Source organism: Nocardia huaxiensis (assembly GCF_013744875.1).
Lineage (GTDB): Bacteria > Actinomycetota > Actinomycetes > Mycobacteriales > Mycobacteriaceae > Nocardia > Nocardia huaxiensis.
In genome coordinates, this window is the sequence record NZ_CP059399.1 from 7,923,368 (window position 1) to 7,943,854 (window position 20,487).

14 protein-coding genes are annotated in these 20,487 nt (G+C 68.7%); 8 read left to right on the forward strand and 6 right to left on the reverse strand.

Annotated elements, in window-relative coordinates:
* Position 1: 1 nt before the first annotated feature.
* Positions 2-520: a hypothetical protein gene (locus H0264_RS36290; RefSeq protein ID WP_181586093.1), complete on the forward strand. Its 519-nt coding sequence runs from the start codon at positions 2-4 to the stop codon at positions 518-520.
* A 13-nt stretch (positions 521-533) separates the two neighbouring features.
* Here the strand turns inward: H0264_RS36290 and H0264_RS36295 are convergent, their stop codons facing one another.
* Positions 534-1,013, reverse strand: coding sequence for an arsenate reductase ArsC (locus H0264_RS36295; RefSeq protein WP_181581715.1), 480 nt, complete (start codon positions 1,011-1,013; stop codon positions 534-536).
* A 250-nt stretch (positions 1,014-1,263) separates the two neighbouring features.
* On the opposite strand from H0264_RS36295, the gene H0264_RS36300 reads away from it, so the two are divergent.
* Positions 1,264-2,547, forward strand: a complete 1,284-nt coding sequence (locus H0264_RS36300) for a DUF5933 domain-containing protein (protein WP_181581716.1) — start codon at positions 1,264-1,266, stop codon at positions 2,545-2,547.
* Here H0264_RS36300 and H0264_RS36305 read toward each other — a convergent pair.
* Positions 2,483-3,820, reverse strand: a complete 1,338-nt coding sequence (locus H0264_RS36305; RefSeq protein WP_244976053.1) for a putative glycoside hydrolase — start codon at positions 3,818-3,820, stop codon at positions 2,483-2,485. The genes H0264_RS36300 and H0264_RS36305 overlap by 65 nt on opposite strands.
* Positions 3,821-3,933: 113 nt before the next feature.
* Between H0264_RS36305 and H0264_RS39125 the strand changes: the two genes are divergently transcribed.
* On the forward strand, positions 3,934-4,944 hold the full coding sequence (locus H0264_RS39125) for a polysaccharide deacetylase family protein (protein WP_181581717.1): 1,011 nt from the start codon (positions 3,934-3,936) through the stop codon (positions 4,942-4,944).
* Between the two features lies 1 nt (position 4,945).
* Here H0264_RS39125 and H0264_RS36315 read toward each other — a convergent pair whose 3' ends face one another.
* Positions 4,946-7,036: a CocE/NonD family hydrolase gene (locus H0264_RS36315; RefSeq protein ID WP_244976054.1), complete on the reverse strand. Its 2,091-nt coding sequence runs from the start codon at positions 7,034-7,036 to the stop codon at positions 4,946-4,948.
* Between the two features lie 99 nt (positions 7,037-7,135).
* Positions 7,136-7,966, reverse strand: coding sequence for a TetR/AcrR family transcriptional regulator (locus H0264_RS36320; RefSeq protein WP_181581718.1), 831 nt, complete (start codon positions 7,964-7,966; stop codon positions 7,136-7,138).
* An 89-nt stretch (positions 7,967-8,055) separates the two neighbouring features.
* On the opposite strand from H0264_RS36320, the gene H0264_RS36325 reads away from it, so the two are divergent.
* The 5 genes from H0264_RS36325 (at position 8,056) to H0264_RS36345 (ending at position 18,616) form a co-directional block, all read left to right on the forward strand.
* Positions 8,056-8,667 carry a GNAT family N-acetyltransferase gene (locus tag H0264_RS36325; protein WP_181581719.1) on the forward strand — a complete coding sequence of 204 codons (612 nt, stop codon included), beginning with the start codon at positions 8,056-8,058 and terminating at the stop codon, positions 8,665-8,667.
* 140 nt (positions 8,668-8,807) lie between these two features.
* The gene (locus H0264_RS36330) at positions 8,808-9,875 is read left to right on the forward strand and encodes an oxygenase MpaB family protein (protein WP_181581720.1); all 1,068 of its coding nucleotides are present in this window, start codon (positions 8,808-8,810) and stop codon (positions 9,873-9,875) included.
* Positions 9,876-10,145: 270 nt separating this feature from the next.
* Positions 10,146-10,718: a GNAT family N-acetyltransferase gene (locus H0264_RS36335; RefSeq protein ID WP_244976055.1), complete on the forward strand. Its 573-nt coding sequence runs from the start codon at positions 10,146-10,148 to the stop codon at positions 10,716-10,718.
* 81 nt (positions 10,719-10,799) lie between these two features.
* Positions 10,800-17,156, forward strand: a complete 6,357-nt coding sequence (locus H0264_RS36340) for a type I polyketide synthase (RefSeq protein WP_181581721.1) — start codon at positions 10,800-10,802, stop codon at positions 17,154-17,156.
* Positions 17,153-18,616: an aminotransferase class I/II-fold pyridoxal phosphate-dependent enzyme gene (locus H0264_RS36345; protein WP_181581722.1), complete on the forward strand. Its 1,464-nt coding sequence runs from the start codon at positions 17,153-17,155 to the stop codon at positions 18,614-18,616. Before H0264_RS36340 ends, H0264_RS36345 begins: the two co-directional genes overlap by 4 nt.
* Before the next feature lie 7 nt (positions 18,617-18,623).
* Here the strand turns inward: H0264_RS36345 and H0264_RS36350 are convergent, their stop codons facing one another.
* Both H0264_RS36350 and H0264_RS36355 read right to left on the reverse strand, forming a co-directional pair.
* On the reverse strand, positions 18,624-19,703 hold the full coding sequence (locus H0264_RS36350) for a PrsW family intramembrane metalloprotease (RefSeq protein ID WP_181581723.1): 1,080 nt from the start codon (positions 19,701-19,703) through the stop codon (positions 18,624-18,626).
* Complete coding sequence (locus tag H0264_RS36355; RefSeq protein ID WP_181581724.1) at positions 19,700-20,242, reverse strand: hypothetical protein; 543 nt, start codon at positions 20,240-20,242, stop codon at positions 19,700-19,702. Before H0264_RS36355 ends, H0264_RS36350 begins: the two co-directional genes overlap by 4 nt.
* Between the last annotated feature and the right edge of the window lie 245 nt (positions 20,243-20,487).

Consider the following 20,487-nt stretch of genomic DNA (forward strand, 5'->3'; position numbering starts at 1 on the left):
GATGATGGTCACCGCAACGCTTTTCGCGGTGTTCGGCCTGCTGCTGCTCTCGGCCGGCACCGCCGCCGCCTATCAGCCGGTGAGCATCGTGCACACCGAGCGCGTCCAGGCGGGCCCGTACACGCTGACCGTGGGATTCAGCGAATGGCCTTTGCGGGCAATGCAATCCCTGGACTTCACCTTCGCCCCCGACGGCGGCATCGAGGGCAAATCCGGTGTGCTCGAACAGATCCAGCCGGGCGGCCGGATTCGCGACGACGATCCGCTCTCGCGCCATCCCCGCAAGCGTGAGGTCTGGGGACTGGACGTGAGTTCCCTGGACCGGCAGGGCAATTGGACCTTCCGCTTCACCGTGGACGGCCCGCAGGGCAGGGGCGTGGGCGAACTGCGCGACCTGGCGGTACTGGAGCAGCCCGGTCCCCCGATCGCCCTGAGCTGGGCGCTGAGCACCCTGCCGCTGATCGGCCTGGTGGTCTTCCTCGGCTACGCCTGGCGGCGCACCCGAGGCGCGCTCCATTGAACGGGCAGCGAAGCTAGACCCGACTACGCACGGCCAGACCGAGATTGACGATCAGCCGCCGCACCCGCTGCTCGATATCGTCGCGGATGGCCCGGATCTCCTCGATCCCCCGGCCGTGCGGATCGGGCAGCGGCCACATTTCGAAGCGGTGCCCGAACATGAGCGGATCGGTGTCCTCACAGCCCATGTCGATGACCACGTCCGCGGTTTGCAGCAACGCGTCGGTCCACTCCTTCGGGATCGCGCCGGTGATATCGATGCCGCGTTCGGCCATCACCCGCACCACCAGCGGATCGACCTGGGCGGCCGGCTGCGAGCCGCCGGACAGTCCCAGCGCGCGATCACCGACCAGATGATTGAAGAAGGCCACGGCCATCTGCGACCGCCCGGAATTGTGTGTGCACACGAACAGCACCGCCGGTCCGCTCGGCGCGAGGTCGTCGACCTCGTCTCCGATATCGGCCGGCACCGTGCCGACTTGGTGTTCGGTCATGAGCGAACTCCGTCCACCGTCTGCGCCATATTCGGCTTCTCCCCCACGAGCAGGTTCAAGGATATGCCGGACGGGCTGATCCGGCAGGACGAGACCGCCCCGGTGTGTCCTGGCGCACGATTGCGTTCATCGGCCGGTGATTTCATGTTCAAGTCCTGTTTACGATGTCCGAATGCTTGTCGACGACGCGAGAGGGAGCTCGGGCCCACCGGCCGGGCCCGCGGGGACCACAGTGCACCGGCCGCGTCGAATGAAACCGTGGCTGCTCTGGTCCGCCGTTGCCGCAGCGGTATTCGCCCTGGTGGGCGGGGAGATCATGGCCGCGCACCTGCATGCGCTGGGACCCCTGACCAGCCTGTGGCGCGACTACGCGGGCGTCCCCAAATCGGCCACCACGCCGTGGGCCGGATTCCTGCTCGCACTGGTCGGCATCACCAAGCGGGAACGCATCATCGCCGTGTCGGCGGCCGTGTCGCTGGATGTGGTGTACGTCGCTGTCCGCGCGCTGACGGGTGCGAAGTTCACCGTCGGCAATGGTCCGGCCATCGTGCTCACCGTCATGGCGATCACGGTGGCGCTGCGCTGGACCGGGGAGCGCCGGCGTACCGCCCTGCACGCCATCGCGCTCGGGGCGCTGCTCATCCTGGCGACCAAGGTCGGCGAGATCTGGCTGGACATCACCGCGTGGGCGCGGCCCATGGTGCTCGATCCCTATGTGCAGCTGGCCGATCGGGCCCTGGGCAATCCGGCCTGGGTGGTCGGGCACGCGCTGGAGGTCGCCGGACCGGTGCCGCTGGGCATCGTGCGGTGGGTGTATTTCGAGCTGCCGGTGGCCGCGATCGTGGTGGCGGCGTGGCAGCTGCGCAATGTGACCAAGGGCGAGTGGCCGCGGCATTACCTGGTGCGCACCTTTCTGACGCTGGGCCTGGTGGGACCGATCTGGTACGTGCTGTTCCCTGTGGTCGGCCCGATTCTCGCGTTCGGACCGTGGGGCAATGGCTACGAGCTGGCCGATGTGTGGCCGAATGTGGTTCCGCCGGTGCCGTCCTCGGTGGAGGCCATGCCGTTCGACACCATCACGCCGCGCAACTGCATGCCGTCGCTGCACACCGCGTGGGCGCTGTCACTGTTCATCCATTCCCGGCGCGGGCCGCTGTGGCTGCGCTGGGGTGGAACGTTCTGGCTGGTCTGCACGGTCACCGCGACACTGGGTCTGGGCGCGCACTACGGCGTGGATCTGATCGCCGGTGCCGCCCTGTGCCTGACGGTGGAGTCGGCGCTGCGGGATCCGGATCGCGGCTGGGATGCCGCGCGCATCCGGGTGATGGCCATGGGTATCGCGGTGTTCGCGGGCGTCCTGCTGTCCACCCGGTTCCTCGCGCTCACCATGGCCGCCAATCCGATTCCGTTCGGGATCGCATTGCTCGGCGCGCTGGCCGTGCTGAGCTACACCTTCTATGTCACGTGGTTCACGCCGGATCGAGCGCCCCGCCGTGATACCGCACCGATGGATTCCACAGCACCCAGGAATTGATGCCCTGCGCGGCGGCGGCGTCGATCTGGGCGCGCACCTCCGCGTCCCCGTAGGCGACCCCGAGGCTGAAGTCCTGGAGCCACGGCACGACCGTGGCTCCGGTGCCCGCCACCTGCCGGGTGAAGTCCGGCAGCGAGGCGAAGATGATGTCGTAGGGCTGGGCGTTGGGGTTGGAGACGTTGTATTCGCCGTTACCCCAGTGCGACGGATACAGCATGGGCGCAACGTAATCCACGTGCTTGGCCATGGCCGGAATGTCCTGGGCGATCTCGTCCGGCCGGGTGGAGGCGACGCCGAAGACCGCCGCGCTCTGGAACGCGCCCGCACTGCGCACCGGATCGCGGCTCTCACGCAGGAATTCGGCGATGGACAAGCTCGGAGTGCCGGTGAGGCCGGGGAAGACCATGCTCGACAGCGAACCGTCCGGACGGCGGATGTAGTCGTACATGATCTCGTCGAAGCCGAGGTTCGCGGCCTCGACAGCGAGATCGATGTTGTACCGCCGCATTTCGGGGCTGGCGAAGTTGATGAAGGCGATGGCCCCGTAGTGGCTGGAATACGGTCCGCCGGAGGGGTTCTGGACCACCCAGTCGCGGTGCCCGGAGTTCCAGGCCCATTCGCCCATGGTCCGGTCGCGGAAGGCGACGATGCGGCCGATGACGCGCAATCCCATGTCGTGCAGGGTCTTCAGCGCTTCACCGGCCTGGTAGATGCCGGCGGACGCACCCGATTCCCGGGCGAGCGGAACCTGCGAGTCGTAGCCGACCACGCCGTCCTCGTCCTTGATGTCGAGCTGCACGGTGTCGATGCGGCCCTGACGCGCCAGATCCAGCACGCCTTCGCGGAGCGGCTCGTAGGCCCAGGCGTGCGCGGTCACGTGCACGGCCCGGATGCGCGGCACCTGCACGGTCGCGGTCAACGGCAGCGTCGTCTGGTTGCCCGCGGCGTCGGTGGCGACCACCGTGGCGCCGAGCGGGGCCTTCGGCAACGTGAGTTCGAAGACGCCGTCCGCACCCACCTGCGCGGTGGTCCCGTCGGCGGTGACCGTCGTGGCGCCGATCGCCTTGCCGCGCACCGTGACCGGACCGCGATAGGAGTTCAGGGTCGATAACGGATTCACTTCGAGGGAAGGGGGTTCGGTATCGGGGGCGTTCGCCGCCACCCTGTCTCGGACCATCCCGGCGACCACACCTGCCACGACCAGCGCCACCACCGCGACGATCGCCACCAGGATCAGGCGCGATCGACCGGTACGCGGGACCTTTTTCAGCAACGCGCACACCAACTCTCGTTCGAAGTCTCCCCACTATCCACTGCCGGCCCGTCCGCCGGGCGATCTTCACGACTCTTATCCGTAACAGCTTGGACGACAGTAGAGTTCGGCGAATGGCCAAGATCACGGTCACGGCTCTGCGTACTGCCGGGTCGGTACTCCTGTGTGTCCTCACCGCCGGTGCGCTCACCGCCTGCGGTTCCGCCGAGCAGCCGGTCACGGCCGCCACCTCACCGCCACCGGCCACGACGGTCGCGCCCGATCCGGCCGCCGTCGGCGCGAACGAACTCGGCCTGGTCCCGGTCCTGATGTACCACCGAATCGATCGGTCGGGACTCGGCGAGTACGACCAGACCCCGGAGAAATTCCGCGCCGAACTGGACCGCCTGTACCGCGAGAACTACCGCCCGATCACGGTCTCCCAGTACGCATCCGGCGATTTCGACCTGGCCGCGGGCACCCACCCGGTGGTCCTCACCTTCGACGACTCCACCACCAGCCAGGTCTCCTTCACCGCCGACGGTGCGCCCGCCCCCGACACGGCGGTGGCCATTCTCGAGGAGTTCCGCGCGCAGCACCCCGACTTCGGCGCCACCGCAACGTTTTTCGTCAACAACGAGCCCTTCGCCAATGATGCCCGCGCGCTGCCCTGGCTGACCGCACACGGCTACGAGGTCGGCGCGCACACCGCCTCGCACGCCAACCTGGCCCGCCTGGACGGCACCGGCGTACAGCGCGAACTGGTCGAGAACGTCCGCGCCATCACCGCGGCCACCCACCTCCCGGTCCGGACTCTCGCTCTGCCCCTTGGCATTTCACCGACCGATCGCGCCCTGGCCAGCGCCGGGACCTGGGAGGGCACCGCCTACGCCTTCGACGCGGTCATGCTCGTCGGCGCGGAACCGGCCCCCTCCCCCTACGGCCCGGTGGACCTCGCCGCCGTCCCCCGCATCCGCTCCGGCCGCGACGACATCGCCTTCACCTCCGGCTACTGGCTGGACAAACTCGCCGCCGCCCCCGCCGACCGCTACACCTCCGACGGCGATCCGAGCCGAATCTCCTTCCCGCAGAGCCGCACCGCCGAACTGGCCGCCCGCTGGAGCGCCCGCGCCAACGCCTACTGACCTACTCCGGGATGGCCGCGGTCAGCGCGATGTTCACCCAGCTGGGTGCGTCCGGGTCCAGCCGCAGATGCTGCGGCCTCAGTCCGGAGTCCGCCAGGAACATCAACGGCGGCAAGCCCTTCGGGAAGTTGCTGGCATACACGTCGACGCGCAGCCGATGACCGGGTTGCAGGACGGCCTCGATGGGTGTGAGCGCGATGTCCAGGGTCACCGGGACACCGGGAACGGTCTGCTCGCGCCGCTCGATGTCGAGGTAGTAGCGCGGCTCGGTGTAGTCCCCGTTGGGCGAGCGCAGGCTGGTCTCGTCGTCGATCTGCCGCACCGAGGACACCAGCTGGCCGGTGGAGATCTCGCGTGAACTTCCGTCCGGCGCAACGTCGTTGACGGTCGCCACCCAGTAGCCGTCGGCCGCGTCGTGCACGGCGTTGAGGTGCACATTGATCGGGCCGGAGATGGTGGTCGGCTCGGCCACCGGGCTGCTGGTGAAGCTCAGCCCGTCGTGTTCCCAGATCCGGGAGTCATTGCCGCACGCCTCGATGATCGAGGTGACGCCGGCGGAGATGCGGGCGGTGTCCCGGCCGCACAGGCTGAGCAGGCCGGGAGCGACGGTCAGATCGCGCACGCCCGCCTGCAGCGCGGTATGCGACAGGCCGCCGTCGTATCGCGAAGTGGGGCTGGTGCCGGACGGCAGGTCATTGAGGTACATGCGCCGGTAGGTCGCCTCGGTGCGCGGGAAGTCCGGCACGTCGGTCCAGCCGCCGCCCTGCTGTTTCATCACCAGCGGGCTGTATTTCTCGATGCCGTTGTCGATTCCGCGCAGCCAGTGATCGAACCAGGCGCGCTGCAGGACATCCAGGCGCGGCGGCATGCCCGCGTGCCCGAAACCGGCCACGCCGGTCCCCAGGTGGTAGCCGTCACCCATGATCAGTTTCTTCTGTTCGCGCGACAGCGGGATGGCGTCGAAGGTGTCGGTGGGCGTGGTGCCGAAGATGTCGAACCAGGAGCCGACCATGAAGGTCGGCACCTCGATCTTGGAGACGTCGGTCTGCAAGCCTTGGCGGAAGCCGGAATCCGGGTCGACCAGCTGGCGGGTGTAGGCGGTCAGCTGGTCCGGGGTCAGCGCGGTGTATCCGTTGAGCACCATTTCGACCAGCGTCGCCGGATTGGCGATCCGGTCCTGCAGCCACTTCACCTGCTGTGCGGGATCGAACCTGCCGGCGATGAGCGCAGTGATGTCCGGGATCATCTTCAAGGCGTTGACGCCCAGCAGCCAGGGAATCAGGAATCCGACGCCGACCGCGCCACCCGCGCCCGCGATGTCGTTGAAGATGTCGGCGCTGCCCTCGTAGGCGAAGACCGCCTTCAGGCCCGGCGGCTGGTAGGCGGTGGCCTGCAGCGCCGTGATCGCGGTGAAGGAAATGCCCATGGCGCCGACGGTGCCGTCGCTCCAGCCCTGACGGGTGATCCAGTCGATCACCTCGGCGGTGTCCCGCTTCTCGCGATCACCGAAGACCTGCCACGCGCCCTCGGATGTCCCGGTGCCCCGAAGGTCGACCTGCACCAGGGTGTATCCGGCTTCGGCGAGCGCGAAGTCCTGCAGTGCGGCCTCGATCGCACCGGAGTCCGCCTGCCTGGTCATGTCGAAGAGCCCGTCGAGCCCGATGCCCGGCAGGTTCAGCGACCCGATCCAATTCTCCAGCGGCTGTTTGATTCCCAGTTCGTCCGCGGCGTAGAGCAGCGACTGTCCGATGAGCACCGGCAGCTTGCCGTACCCCTGCATCTGCAGGATCACCGGCCGCTGTCCGTCGGCCATGCGCCCGCCCTGCGCGGGATGAATGATGTCGGCCTTGAGCACGGTGCCGTCGCTCATGGTGATCGGCACGGCCAGATCCGGCACGACGCCGGAGTACGGCTGCGGACCGTCCACGGCCGCGGTCCAATTCGCCGCGTAACCGTCACCGTCGATGCCGGTGAATCCGGTGCTCGTCTCCCCTGATGCCGATGGCACCGCGACCAGCGCGCCCACCGTCAGTACGACCGCTGCGGTCAGGCCACGAATGGCCTTGCCGCGCATGAAAATCCCCGACCTCATACGACTCCCGCTCCCTGCCGGCGCCATTACCGGCCGGTAGGACTGTAATCGGGACCACATCCGGTGTGGAAGGCCACCAATGATGAATGGCTGAACCGGTCAATCCGGGACGGCGAAGTGCCGGGCGGCGATGCCGTCCAGCAGCAGGGCGAGACTGTCGGTGAGCAGGCGTTCCAGGTTCAGATCGAGACCGGCCGCGGCGTCGGCGAAGTAGCGGGTGAGGGTGGGGTGGGTGGCGGGATCGATCATCTCGACGGGATCGGCTGCGCCGCTGTCGAACTGCACACTCCCCGGATCGGCCGGATCGGAGCCCTCGGTGCCGAGGTAGCCGCGTTCGGCGCCCGGGAGCAGGGCCAGGCCCTGGACCAGACCGGAGACCGCGAGATAGATGGTCAGCATGGTGTCGCGGTCGAGGCCGGGGTGGTCCAACGCGGAGAACGATCGCTCCAGACTGTCCAGCAGGGCCGGGCCGAGCGGCGGGCGGGTGCGGGCGAGCACCGGCAGCATCCACGGATGTCGTTGGTACAGCTGCCATTCCGCGTGCGCTTCGGCGCCGAGGCGGGCCCGCCAGTCGCCGGTCACCGGTTGCCGCTCATTCTCCGCGAGCACGTATTCCGCCATATCGGCCAGCAGCGCATCGCGATCCGGGAAGCGGCGGTACAGGCCCGCGGTGGCCATGCCGAGTTCGGTGGCGAGGCGGCGCATGGACAGACCGTCGAGACCGCTGCGATCGGCCAGGTCGACGGCGGCCCGGATGATGCCGACCGTGGTGAGCCGCTCCGGACGGGTCGCGCGGCGGGTGGGGACGGCGTCGCGCCGCGCCCGGTAGGCCCGTGCCTGGCAGGCCCGCGAACAGTAGCTACGCCGCCGGCCGCGCGCGGGCTGAGCCATGGCCGCCCCGCAGATCGCACAGGCGGTTCCCGATTTCATCACAACTCCCAGTGTGACGAAATTGTCGTAACCACGCAGCCAGGCCCCTACTTTGGCGTTCGGAACGGTGTTCACTTCAGGAGGTAGTCATGGATACGCAGTTGCTGGTTCGCCGCGCGGAGTCGTCCGAGGCCGACGAGGTGGCCCGGGTGTTCGCGCTCGCCGGGGCCGACGAAGTGGTGACGAGCTGGGTGATGGAGGACGCCGGCGACATCGCCGAGCAGTACCGCGACAAGTACGTGCCCGAGCTGATCGAGAAAGCCCTGCGTGAGGACGAGGTGTGGCTCGCGGGCACCGAGTCCGAGATCTGGGCGGTGTCGCTGTGGCAGCAGGTGAGCTCTCTGGACCGGGCGCACCGGGAAGCCGCCGAGCTGCGCGCGCTCGCCGGACAGTTCCCGGCGGTGCGCCCCTTCCAGCGGATAGCCACCGTGACCGAGGCCGTCACGGCCGCCCACCCGATCGAATTTCCGCACCGCTATCTACATGTCATCGTCACGCTGCCGGAGCACCGCGGAAAGGGTGCGGGCGCGGCCATCATCACCGACCGGATCAAGGCCGAGCCGAGCCTGCCCGCCTACCTGGAGGCGAGCACCGAACGCTCGGCCCGGCTCTATGAGCGCTGCGGATTCGCCCACACCGGCACGCCGATCGTGTTGCCGGACAATGGGCCCACGCTGCGCCCGATGTGGTTTCAGGGCTGATGTGGTTCAGGGCTGACGGGCGGGGTTCCGCCTGACGGCGGGCGATACCCGTTAGGGTGTGGCGGAGTGCGTCACCGCTGGTCGGCGCGCTCCGCCGAGTCCACCACGCTCGTATCCGCCCGGCTCCGAGAGGAGATCGCATGGAGTTCACGCTGCCTCGGAAGAAGACCACGCAACCGCACGAGGACTACGGCTTTTTCGGGCCGGGTTCGGTGACGTGGAAGGTGTGGAGTTACCCGACCTCGCTCTCGATCGGATTCCAGCGCGCGGTGGTCATCGAGGAGCTGGATCCGGCGCTGGTGGCCGCGGTGGACAAGACGCACGACATCTACAAGCGCCCGCGCACCCGCTACGACCGGACGCTGAAGTACTTCGCGCTGGTGGCCTTCGGCGGGTCGCGGGAGACCTCGCAGGCCGCCGATGTGCTGGTCAAGATTCACTCCAAGGCGATCGGCACCGAGCCGTACGGCGGGCAGCCCTATGATGCGAACGATCCGGCCTCACAGCTGTGGATCCATCTGACGGCCTGGCATTCGATTCTCTACGCCTACGAGAAGTACGGCCCGGGACGGCTGAGCCCGGCCGAGGAGGCGCGGTACTGGCAGGAGTGCGCGGTCGCGGCCGAGCTCCAAACCTGTTCTCCCGACGATGTTCCCCGCACCCGCGAGGGCATCCAGGCGTACTTCGACCACATGCGGCCGCAGCTCTCCGGCAGCGAAATCGCCCGCCAGGCAATGAATCACCTGCTGACGGCCGAGGTGATGCTGCCGAGGTTGCCGTTCTTCCTGCGCCCGGTCACCTGGATCGCGGGCCGCTCGCTGCGCGCGGGCACCATCGCCACCATGCCGCTGTGGATGCGGCAGATGTCGGGCCTGCACCAGTCACGGGTGGTGGACGCGCTGGTCCCCTACTGGCTGAAGCTGATATTCCGCGTGGTCCATCTCAGCCGGCGCGCGGAACTTCTTGTCTTGCAGCTGCTTTCGCCGATGACCTTCCCTGTGGTGCGTCCGATTCTGCTGGAGGTGCCGCCGCTGCGGCGCGAGGTGGTGACTCCGGTAGAGGCCCGGGAACGCTACGGCTACGACAAACCCGCCGAGGCACATCTGGCCCTGCGCGCCAGGCAGCATGCTCGCGTGTTCGGCGAGGGCGCCGCCCCGAGTGATATCGGATTGATCGAATCCCAGGACATCCTCGGCAGTTTGGGCTGAGTGCACGACCCCGAAACCATAGGCGATGAGCCATGCTCCCGCAATAGCGGGGTGAATTGGCATATGCCACAAGAATCTTCGGGTGGCACGAAAGCGCCAGCGGTGTAACCTACTGTCCAGTAGCCTGTTTCAGGCTAGCGTCCAGTAGGGCAGCTGGACGGCCCGTCGTCGACGCCGGGCAATCGGGTACGAAGTGTAAGAGGAACCGTTTTGGCGCAGTCGGCTGCACCGGTTATCCGGCGCGCAACCGAGCAAGATATCGACGCGATTGTGAACGTCATAGCGGGAGCGTTCGCAACCGAAGATCCCATCGAAGAGTATGTCTTCCCGTCGGAGGCGATCCGGCACCGCAAATCACCGCGCATGCTGCGCATCATGATCGAGCATCGATTCCTGCCGTCCGGCGGAGCCGCCGTGGCGACACTGGACGACAAGATCGTCGGCGCGGCCCTCTGGTATCCCGCCGGATACCGGAAAAGCCTGTGGCACGAAGCGATTTCGGGACCGAAACTGCTGTGGGCCATGGGGCTGCCGGCCACCCGGAAGGGCATCGCCGTCGATGCCGCCATAGCCGAGGTCTCGCCCCGGGAACCGCATCACCTCCTGGTGTATCTCGGGACGGATCCGTCCCTGCAGCGCGTCGCCGGGGTGGGCCGGGCGCTGTTCCAGTGGCTCACGGCGCTGGGCGATGAACAACAGGTGGGCGTGGGCGGAATCTGCAAGGACGCCAATGTCCCCTATTACGCGGCACTCGGCACCGAGTTGATCCGCAAGATACGCATCGGGCGCGACGGCCCCGAAATGAACTTCGTCTTACGTCAGCCGGTGGCGACCGGGCGCTGACAGGCGCCGAAACGCCAACACTGCATTGCTTTCTCGGGGGGAATCACCAGGCTATTTCTGAGTTGCCGAGGAGCCATCACCATGTCGGATATTGCCACGTCGGGCATTGCTATTGTCGGCATTGGATGCCGTTACGCAGGCGGAATCGATTCCCCGGAATCGTTCTGGGACTTCATCATCAACAAAGGCGACGGCGTCGTCGACATTCCGGCCGACCGCTGGGACTACCGCCGCTACTACGACCCGGACCGGCGCACGCCCGGCCGCATGTACACCAAACGCGGCGCCTTCATGACCGGCGACCCGTGGGCCTTCGACCCCGACTTCTTCGGCATCTCCCCGCGCGAGGCCGCCGCCATGGATCCGCAGCAGCGGCTGGTGCTCGAAGTCGCCTGGGAGGCACTGGATGACGCGGGCATGGCGGGCCGGGTGACCGGCGCGCCGATCGGCGTCTACGTGGGTGCGTTCACCCTGGACCAGCTCGCCGTGTCGAATACCAATGCGGCCCTGCCGTATGTGGACATGCACACCGCCGTCGGCGCCTCCTACACCATGCTCTCGAACCGAATCGCGTTCGCGCTCAATATGGTCGGCCCGGCCATGACGGTGGACACCGCGTGCTCCTCCTCACTGGTCGCGCTGCACCTGGCCTGCCAGGCCCTGGAGGCCGGCGACTGCACGGTCGCGCTGGCCGGCGGCGTCACCATGCTCATGCAGCCGGAACCGTTCGTGTCCATGTGTAAGGGCGGCTTCCTGGCCGCCGACGGGCGCAGCAAGCCCTTCGACGCCTCCGCCGACGGCTACGGGCGCGGTGAGGGCTCGGGCATGGTCGTGCTCAAGAAGCTGGAAGACGCCGAGCGCGACGGGGATCGGGTGTACGCGGTCATCAAGGCGACCGGGTCCAACCAGGACGGGCGCACCAGCGCCATCACCGTGCCGAACGCAGATCTGCAAGAGGCCCTGGCCAAATCGGTGACCGAGCGCGCGGGCATCGCGCCGCACCAGGTCACCTACGTGGAGGCGCACGGCACCGGAACGCCGGTGGGCGATCCCCTGGAGCTGCGCGCCATCGGGCGGGCCTACGGGCAGGTCGAGGGCCGCACCACGCCGGTGGGCGTGGGCTCGGTGAAGGCTCAGCTCGGGCACACCGAGGCGGCCTCCGGCATCGCCAGCATCATCAAATCGGCGCTGGCCGTGTCGAAGCGGACGCTGGCCCCGCAGGGGTGGCTGGAGACGCCGAATCCGGAGATCCCGTTCGACGAACTGGGCATCCGCTTGCAGTTGGAGGCCGAGCCGGTCGGACCCGAGGTCGAGCGAGTCACCATCGCCGTCAATGGTTTCGGCTACGGCGGCACCAATGCGCACGCCATCCTCCAGGAGTACGTGCCGACCTCGGCAACGCCGGACTCCCCGCCCAAACACCATGGTGTGCTGCCGCTTTCGGCGCGCAGCGAGAAGGCCGCCCGCGACCTCGCCCGTGGCTTCGCCGAACTCATCGCCGAGGGCGCGGAACCCGGCCGCCTGGCCGAGGCGGCCTGGACCCGCCGCCACCATCACCAGTTCCGCACCGCGCTGACCTTCGCCGACGACACCGAATTGGTCCAGGCCCTGGTCGAATTCGCCACCGGCACCGGTCGCGGCGCGACCAAGACGGTGGTGCGCAAGGCCCCCGAACCGGTCTTCGTCTTCACCGGCATGGGACCGCAGTGGTGGGCCATGGGCCGCGAACTACTCCAGGCCGGAGGCACTTTCGCCGCCGAGGCCGCGCGCATAGACGCGGTGTTCCGAGAGATCTCCGGCTGGTCCATCGTGGCGGAACTGCTGCGGCCGGAGGAGGAGTCGCGGGTCACCACGACCGCCGTCGCACAGCCCGCCAACTTCCTGGTGCAGGTCTCGCTGTTCGCCCTGCTGGCCGAGCTCGGCATCCACCCGGCCGCCGTGGTCGGGCACAGTGTCGGCGAGGTGTCCGCCGCCTATGTCACCGGCATGCTGTCGCTGCGCGACGCCCTGCTGGTGAGCTACCACCGGGCCCGCTTGCAGGCCACCACCGCGGGTTCCGGCGGCATGCTCGCCGTGGGCTTGTCTCCGGCTGCCGCACTGGAATTGATCGCGGACGACCCGCTGGTCGACATCGCCGCCGTCAACAGCCCGACCGCCGTCACCCTGGCCGGTGCGGTGGACCGGCTCGACGCCATCACCGAAAAACTCACCGCCGACGGCATTTTCGCCAAGCGGCTGTTCGTCGAGGTGCCTTACCACAGCTATCTGATGGAGCCCATCCTCGACGAATTGCGCACGGCCCTGGCCGAGCTGCGGCTCGCCGATCCGCGAATCCCGCTGTGGTCCACCGTCACCGGACAGCGCGTCACGGCAGGCGACTGGGACGCCGAGTACTGGTGCGCCAATGTCCGCCAACCCGTGCGTTTCGCCGATGCCCTCACCGACCTGGTCGGCGCCGGCCACCGCGTCTACCTGGAGGTCGGCCCGCATCCGGTGCTGGGTGCGAACATTCGCGAAATCCTCATCGGCGCAGGCGAGTCCGGAACCTCGGTGCCCACGCTCAACCGTAAGCAGGCCGATGCCGAGAGCATCCGGCAGACCATCGCCGGGCTGTACACGGCGGGCGCGCTCGATATCGACGCCCTGTTCGCCGGGACCGTCACCGCGCACGTGGACCTGCCGCGCTACCCGTGGCAGCGCACCCCGCTGCGCAATGCGAATCCCGTTTTCCAGCAGCGCAAGTACGGCACGCCCGGCGTCTACCCGATGCTCGGCGACCCGGACCTGGACAATCCGTCGAACTCCTGGCGCATCCAGCTCAGCGTCGGCGCCATGCCGTGGCTGGCCGATCACGTGGTCGGCGGCGCGCGCATCCTGCCCGGTGCGGGCTATCTGGACGCGGCCCTGAGCGCGGTCGCGCTGCGCACCGACTCGACGCGCGTGGCGGTGGAGGACATCCGCTTCGTCGCGCCGCTCATCATCGACGAGGGCGCGGCGCCACTGGCCGAACTGCACGTCGAGGAGTCCACCGGCCGCTTCGTCATCCGCTCCCGCGAGCTCGGCGGAGACCTGTGGACCACCCACGCCACCGGTCGCCTCATCACCGGCGCCTTCGATTCCACCAAGGTCGAGGTGCCCGACGTGGACGAGATGCACGCCATCGACCCGGCCGCCTTCTACGCCGGATTGGCCGCGCGCGGACTCGATTACGGCCCGGCCTTCCAGCGCGCCACCGCCGTGCGCATCTCCGGATCCACCGTGGTCGCCACCCTCGACGGCAGCATCGCCCGGGACTCCGGGCACCTGGCCCACCCGGCCGTGGTGGATGCCGCGCTGCAGAGCGTGGCGGCACTGCTCGCCGGCACCGGCGGCGCGGAGGACGGAGCCATGGTGCCGGTCGCCGTGGACGGGGTGCGGGCCTTCGCGCCCATCCCGGATCAGGTGACCGTGGTGGCGCGGCTGTCCACCGAGGGCGATCCCATCGCCGATATCGACCTGCTCGACGGCGAACAGAATGTGGTGCTCCAGCTCATCGGCATGCGCTTCGGCTCCATCGCGCCGGGCCGCAGCGCCATGCAGCGGATGACCGACATCTTCTACGAGGACCGCTGGGAGATGCGGGAACCGGTGGAGCTCGCCGGGCTGCCCGCCGCGGACACCGCGTACACCCTCGTCGTCGAATTCGGTTCGGCGGCAAGCGCACGCGCCCACGCCGTCGCGGCCACCACGCCGCGCTCCGGGATCTTCGTCATCGGTGATCCGCAGCGCACCGACCTGGAAGACGCTGTGCGCGAACAGCTCCGGGCCGCCGCCGCGGTCGACGGAGTCGAGCGCCTGCACATCGCGCTGATCGCCGGCACCGAATACACGGACCTGGACGCCCTGTGGACACTGCGCCGCCTCGCGGTCACCTTCGACGAATTCCTCGACGAGTGGCTGGAACAGCGCGGCGCCGAAATCCCCATGACCGGTGACGGTTCCGTGCACGTCTCGCTCCTCACCGAGCACGCGTACGCGCATCCGGAGGAGGACACCGCGCCCAACCCCGCGCATGCCGCCCTCGCCGGCGCCCGCCGCGTGCTGCTGAACGAGCAGCCGCGCCTGCGCTGGCGGCTGGTGGATCTCGAATCCGAGGTCACCGCTGCCGATCTCGCCGCCGAACTGGCCATTCCGGGCGCGTTCAGCTACGACCACTCCGATGAGGTGTTCCTACGCAACGGCCTGCGCTGGGTGACCGTGGTCGACGCCTCGCTCCAGGGTCGCCTCGACACTCTGGAAGAGGCTGTGCCGCTGGATGATCCGGAGGCCAACTTCACCCTGGAGCTGCCCAAGTCCAAGGCGCTGTCGCGGCTGGGCTGGCGGCGCGTCGCACGGCGCGAGCCGGGGCCGGGCGAGGTCGAGGTGCGCATGCGCGCGATCGGCCTCAACTACAAGGACCCGCTCAAGGTCATCGGCGTGCTCGCCGAGGAGGAGATGGCCGGCACGTTCTTCGGCACCCTGCCGGGTATGGAGGGCGACGGCGTCGTGGTCCGGGTCGGCGCGGACGTGCACGACCTGGCGGTCGGCGACAAGGTCACACTGACCTCCAAGGGCATGATCAGCCGCTTCCACACCACCGACCGCGATCTGATCATCAAGTCCGCCGACGACGCGGAGCCCGGATACTGCACCAGCGGAACGGCTTTCTCCACCGCCGAACACTCGCTGCTGGAACTGGCCCGCGTGCGGGCCGGAGATGTCGTGCTCGTGCACGGCGCGGCCGGCGGCGTCGGTTCGGCGGCGGTGCAGATCGCGAAACTGCACGGCGCCACCGTGATCGGGACCGCGAGCAGCGACGAACGGCGGGCCTATGTGCTGGATCAGGGCGCGGATCACGTCCTCGATTCCCGCTCGCTGAACTTCGCCGACGACGTGCTCGGGCTGACCGACGGCCGGGGCGCGGACGTGGTGATCAGCACCGCGCCGGGTGAGATCCTGCGCCGGAACTTCAAGGCGGTGGCCGAGTTCGGGCGCATCGTGGAGATCGGCAAGGCCGACATCTACAGCGGCGGCGTGCTCGACCTGCGGTACTTCGACAAGAACATCTCCTACCACTCGTTCGACCTGGACCGCATGCTGCGCCTGCGGCGGCGGGAGACCGTCGAGCTCATCACCCGGGTGAACGCCGCCCTGGAGTCGGGCCGGTACCGGCGACTGCCCTTCGAGCTCTACGAAACCGACAACGTGGCACGGGCATTCGAGGATGTGGCGCGCTCGGCGCAACTCGGCCGCATCGCGGTGAGCCTGGAATCGCCTGCCCCGCTGGTGCGTCCGAGCACCGGCACGGTGACCGTCGATCCGGCGGCGCAGTACGTGATCACCGGCGGGTTCGGCGCGTTCGGGCTGGCCGTCGGCCGCTGGCTGGTGGGCAAGGGCGCACGGCGCCTCACCCTGCTCGGCCGCAGCGGCGCGACCACCGACGAGGCCCGGAACCTGGTGTCCGCGTGGGAAACCCAGGGCGTCACCGTGACCACCGAGAGAGTGGACGTCACCGATGCCGAGGCCATGGCCGCGGTCATCACCCGCGCCCACTCCCCCGCGCATCCGCTGCGCGGCGTCTTCCACACCGCCGGCGTGGTCGACGACAAGCGCATCACGGTCATGGACCGCGACAGCCTCGCCTCGGTGTACCGGCCGAAGATCGAGGGCGTGCACGCGCTGCGGCACGGAATCGCCACGGCCGGTGCGGAACTCGACATGTTCGTGCTGTTCTCCTCCGGCAGCGCCATCTTCGGCGGCGTCGGCCAGTACTCCTACACGGCGGCCAACCTCGCCCTGCAGGCCGTCGCCGATGTGGTGGCCCGCGACGGCGGGAAGGTCCTCGCCGTGGGCTGGGGTCACATGGCCGGCGGTATGGCCGCCGACGAGAACGTGGCCCGCTACCTGCGCACCACCGGGTTCGACTCGATCGACATGGACGAGGGCACCGAATTCCTGGAGCAGGCGCTCACCCTGGGCCTGCACCACCAGGCCGCCATCATCCCCATCGACTGGAAGCAGGTCGCGGCCTCGGTGCCGTTCTTCACCCAGACCGGCCGCGTGGAAGCCCGCATCGCCGCTGCTGCGGAAGACGATTCGGCCGCCTCGCACCTCGTGCTCGCCCTGCGCGAACTCGAGGAGCAGCAGCGCAACGACGTGGTCGCGCACATGCTCGCCGAGCAGCTGGCGGCGGTCATGGGCGTGGACGCGGACTCCATCGACCTGACAGTGCCGGTGACCGACCTCGGCCTGGACTCGCTCATGGCCGTGGAATTCGGTGCGCTGGTGGGCAAGTCGCTGGGCGTGGACCTGTCGGCCCTGCGCCTGGGCAGGTCGTTCACCCTGCAGCAGGCAGGCGCCCGCGCCGCCGAGTTCCTGCTCGGCGAACCGGCCGCCGCTGCCGCCGAGGTGACGGCATGAGCGAATCGGCACGCGACCTGGCCCGAAAGCTGCTGTCCGGCAATGGTGGTGGCAGTGTCGGCGGAAGGACCCCGACGCCTGCGGCATCGGTACCGAGCGCAGGAGGGCAGCCGTCCACACCACGCCCGGCGAGCACCGCGGGCTCGGGGCACACGGGCGCCGCAGGACCTCGGTCCAGCACACCGACCGCCGCTGCCATCCGCACGGTGCGGGGCCCCGGTCGGCAGTTCGCCGACCACCCGGATGTCGCCGCGACCGTCCAGAAGCAAGCCGCGATCGCCGCGATCAGCGCGCAATCCGGCCTGGTGAATCCGCTGTTCCTGCCGCGAACCAGTCCCAACGACACGGTGATTCGTGCGCTGGACACCGAGCTGGTCAACTTCAGCGCGTACAACTACCTGGGGCTGTCCAGTCATCCCCGGGTGGTGCAGGCGGCCAAGGACGCGCTCGATCAGTACGGTGCCTCGGCGTCGGCCAGTCGCATTGTCGCGGGCGAGATCCCGCTCTACGGCGAGCTCGAACAGCGGCTGGCGGGTATCTACGATGTCGGCGACGCCATGGTCACCACCAGCGGCTATCTCACCAATGCGGGCGTGATCGGATTCCTGCTGCGGGAGGGCGATGTCGCTATCTGCGACTCGCTCATCCACGGCAGCGTGGTGTCCGGCACCCAGTGGGCGGGCTGCCGCCGGATCAACTTCCGGCACAACGACCCGGAGTCGCTGCGCTCGGTCCTGCGCATGTCCCGCAATGGTTTCGATCGTGCGCTGGTGGTCCTCGAAGGCCACTACAGCATGGACGGCACCGTCGGCCGCGTGGACGAACTGGCCGCCATCGCACGGGAATTCGACTGTGCCGTCATGGTCGACGAAGCGCACTCCTTCGGCGTCTTCGGCGACCACGGCCACGGCATTCGCGAGCACTACGGCATGGCGGGTGCGGAGGTCGACATCTGGATGGGCACGCTGTCCAAAGCCCTGGGCAGCTGCGGCGGTTTCATTGCCGCCGACGCGGATCTCATCGCCGCCATGAAGGCCAGCGCGCCCGGCGTCGCCATGCTGACCGGCGGCCCCGCGCCGTCGACCATCGGCGCGGCGCTCGCGGGCCTGGATGTGCTGGAGGCGGAACCCGAACGGGTACGCCGGCTCTGGCACAACGCCCGCCTGTTCAACGCCGCGCTGCACGAGCGCGGGCTGAATGTCGGCGAGTCCCAGGGCACCCCGATCGTCCCGGTGATCGTGCCGGGCGAGATCCGCGCCGGTTTCGTCTCCGCGACGCTGCTGCAACGCGGAATGTACGCCGGGGCCATTTCCGCCCCGGCCGTCCCGGTGGGCAAGGAGCGCCTGCGCTTCTTCATCACCTCGGAACACACCGAGCAGCAGCTGATCTCGGCTGCCGACCTGCTCGCGGAGACCATCGGCCTGGCCGAGAATCTCCCCGAGCTCGCGGTCGCGGGGTAGCGCAGGGTCAGTGTCCGGGCACGGGCGGAGCCCACTGCCCGTAGGCGTGCGGGAGCGCGATATTCGGTGCTCCCGCACGCTGCACGACTTCGATGAGCTGCCGCTGCCGCTGTTTCAGCCAGCGGTTCGGCGGTCCGCCCTGGTGAATCACCGAGGCGCGGGTGTGGCGGCGAGATCGCCTCGTCACCAGGGTGTTCAGCTCCTCGATCGGAGCGACTCCCTGCGCCGCAACAGTTTTCGCCATCTCCCGGAACCAGGAGCGCTCACTGCGCAGCACCCGGAAGTAGACGAGCAGGAACACCGCGATGTAGATCGCCATCTTCCCGCCGATGCCGAAGGTGTCGAACCCTTCCGGGCTCGGCGCGTCCCAAGCGAAATGCATTGCGGCGCCCAGCAGATAGCAGCCCGCGAATACGCCGAACCGCTTCCCGGCGGACCAGTCCTTGCGGGCGATGGCGAGCACGATGCCGATCCCGGCCAGCGCGGTGAACATCCAGTGTGAGGTGACCCCGACCGCGAAGCGCACCAGCGACACGATGATCGCCGGTCCCGGCCCGCCCTGCGCGGATTGTAGTGCGGCATTGGCGTTGTAGGTGATGTCCTCGGTCACCTGGAATCCCAGGCCCGTGAACCCGCCGAGCAGAAGCCCATGCATGGGCCGGTACAGCAGCGGCCGGGCCAGCCACGCCACCACGAACACGCCCAGCCCCTTGATCCCCTCCTCCACGATGGACGCCGAGATGGGCGCGGCCCAGTTGTTCGCGAACGCGTCCCCGGCCAGGTTCTGAATCGCCCGCATATTGTCGTCATTGGCGTAGATGGCGATGCCCGGTCCGACCAGCGCGCCCCACAGGAATCCGAGGAACAGCGGCACCCGGATGGTCGTCCGCGCCCGCAATCGGTCCAGGTACACCAGCAGTCCGCCGAAGACGAGCAGCGTCAGCAGCGTGATCGGCATCCCCACGATCACATCTCCGAGCGTCAGCGACAGGGTCGAGGCCAGCTGCGCGAGCAGGGCGATCGGCCCGATGATCAGCATTGCCCAGTACACCCAGAACAGCGCCGACCCGGCCCGGAATCCGCTCACTGCTCGGCCTCCAGAGACTCCAGGATCGGCGCGAGTTCCGCAAAGGTGGCGCGGTCACCGGCCAGCGCGAGCGTCACCGCGAGATTCTGCTTGCCCACCACCGCGCACACCCCGGGGTTGTCGGCCCCCCGGCAGGTGAAGCCGTGGAATCCGTGCGGGTTGGCCACCATCCCGCCGTCGAATTCGCCGGTGAAACCCTGGACGTCCAAGACCTTCAACCGCCATTCGGCGGCCTCGCCGAAATCGGTGACCCCGTTGACGACGGTGACGATGAGGACGGTGCGATTCGGGCTCTCCAGCACCGCGGTGGCCGGGTCACCGGTGGTCCGCTGAATCCAGCCGTCCACCCCGGCGAAGGTCACCGAATCCGGCTCCTCCCCCGGCGATTCGAGTTCGATCGCCGTCCCCGCCGGAACCACCGACTCTCGCACCGGCACCCGGCTGGCAATCAGTGTAGGAATCCCCACCAGTGCGGCGACGGCGGCGAGCACCAGCACCGCCTGTTTCCCATCGTGCCCGGTACGCGGCGGCGCCGTCATGCGCATGCTCCTCTCGTCGCCGATACCCATCGGCCGTGGCACTGATCTTCGGCAACGCGGGAAGCGAATACCAGCGACACACCGGCTACTCGTAGAAATCTACGGCGACCGGCCGGGCGTACGCTGCGGAGTTCGCGTACACCCGGCCGGAGGTTCCACCGCAACCTGGGGCAGGGCGCCGCAGGGGACGCGAGGGTGACGGCAGCACCCCTGCGGTGCGGGTTGGTTGCGGCGGAATGTGCCCG

Coding starts and splice junctions, on each gene's coding strand:
- H0264_RS36315 (WP_244976054.1), bottom strand. CDS start 7,036: ATGAGGTCGGGGATTTTCATGCGCGGCAAGGCCATTCGTGGCCTGACC.
- H0264_RS36325 (WP_181581719.1), top strand. CDS start 8,056: ATGGATACGCAGTTGCTGGTTCGCCGCGCGGAGTCGTCCGAGGCCGAC.
- H0264_RS36300 (WP_181581716.1), top strand. CDS start 1,264: ATGAAACCGTGGCTGCTCTGGTCCGCCGTTGCCGCAGCGGTATTCGCC.
- H0264_RS36330 (WP_181581720.1), top strand. CDS start 8,808: ATGGAGTTCACGCTGCCTCGGAAGAAGACCACGCAACCGCACGAGGAC.
- H0264_RS36355 (WP_181581724.1), bottom strand. CDS start 20,242: ATGACGGCGCCGCCGCGTACCGGGCACGATGGGAAACAGGCGGTGCTG.
- H0264_RS36345 (WP_181581722.1), top strand. CDS start 17,153: ATGAGCGAATCGGCACGCGACCTGGCCCGAAAGCTGCTGTCCGGCAAT.
- H0264_RS36320 (WP_181581718.1), bottom strand. CDS start 7,966: ATGAAATCGGGAACCGCCTGTGCGATCTGCGGGGCGGCCATGGCTCAG.
- H0264_RS36295 (WP_181581715.1), bottom strand. CDS start 1,013: ATGACCGAACACCAAGTCGGCACGGTGCCGGCCGATATCGGAGACGAG.
- H0264_RS36290 (WP_181586093.1), top strand. CDS start 2: ATGATGGTCACCGCAACGCTTTTCGCGGTGTTCGGCCTGCTGCTGCTC.
- H0264_RS39125 (WP_181581717.1), top strand. CDS start 3,934: ATGGCCAAGATCACGGTCACGGCTCTGCGTACTGCCGGGTCGGTACTC.
- H0264_RS36340 (WP_181581721.1), top strand. CDS start 10,800: ATGTCGGATATTGCCACGTCGGGCATTGCTATTGTCGGCATTGGATGC.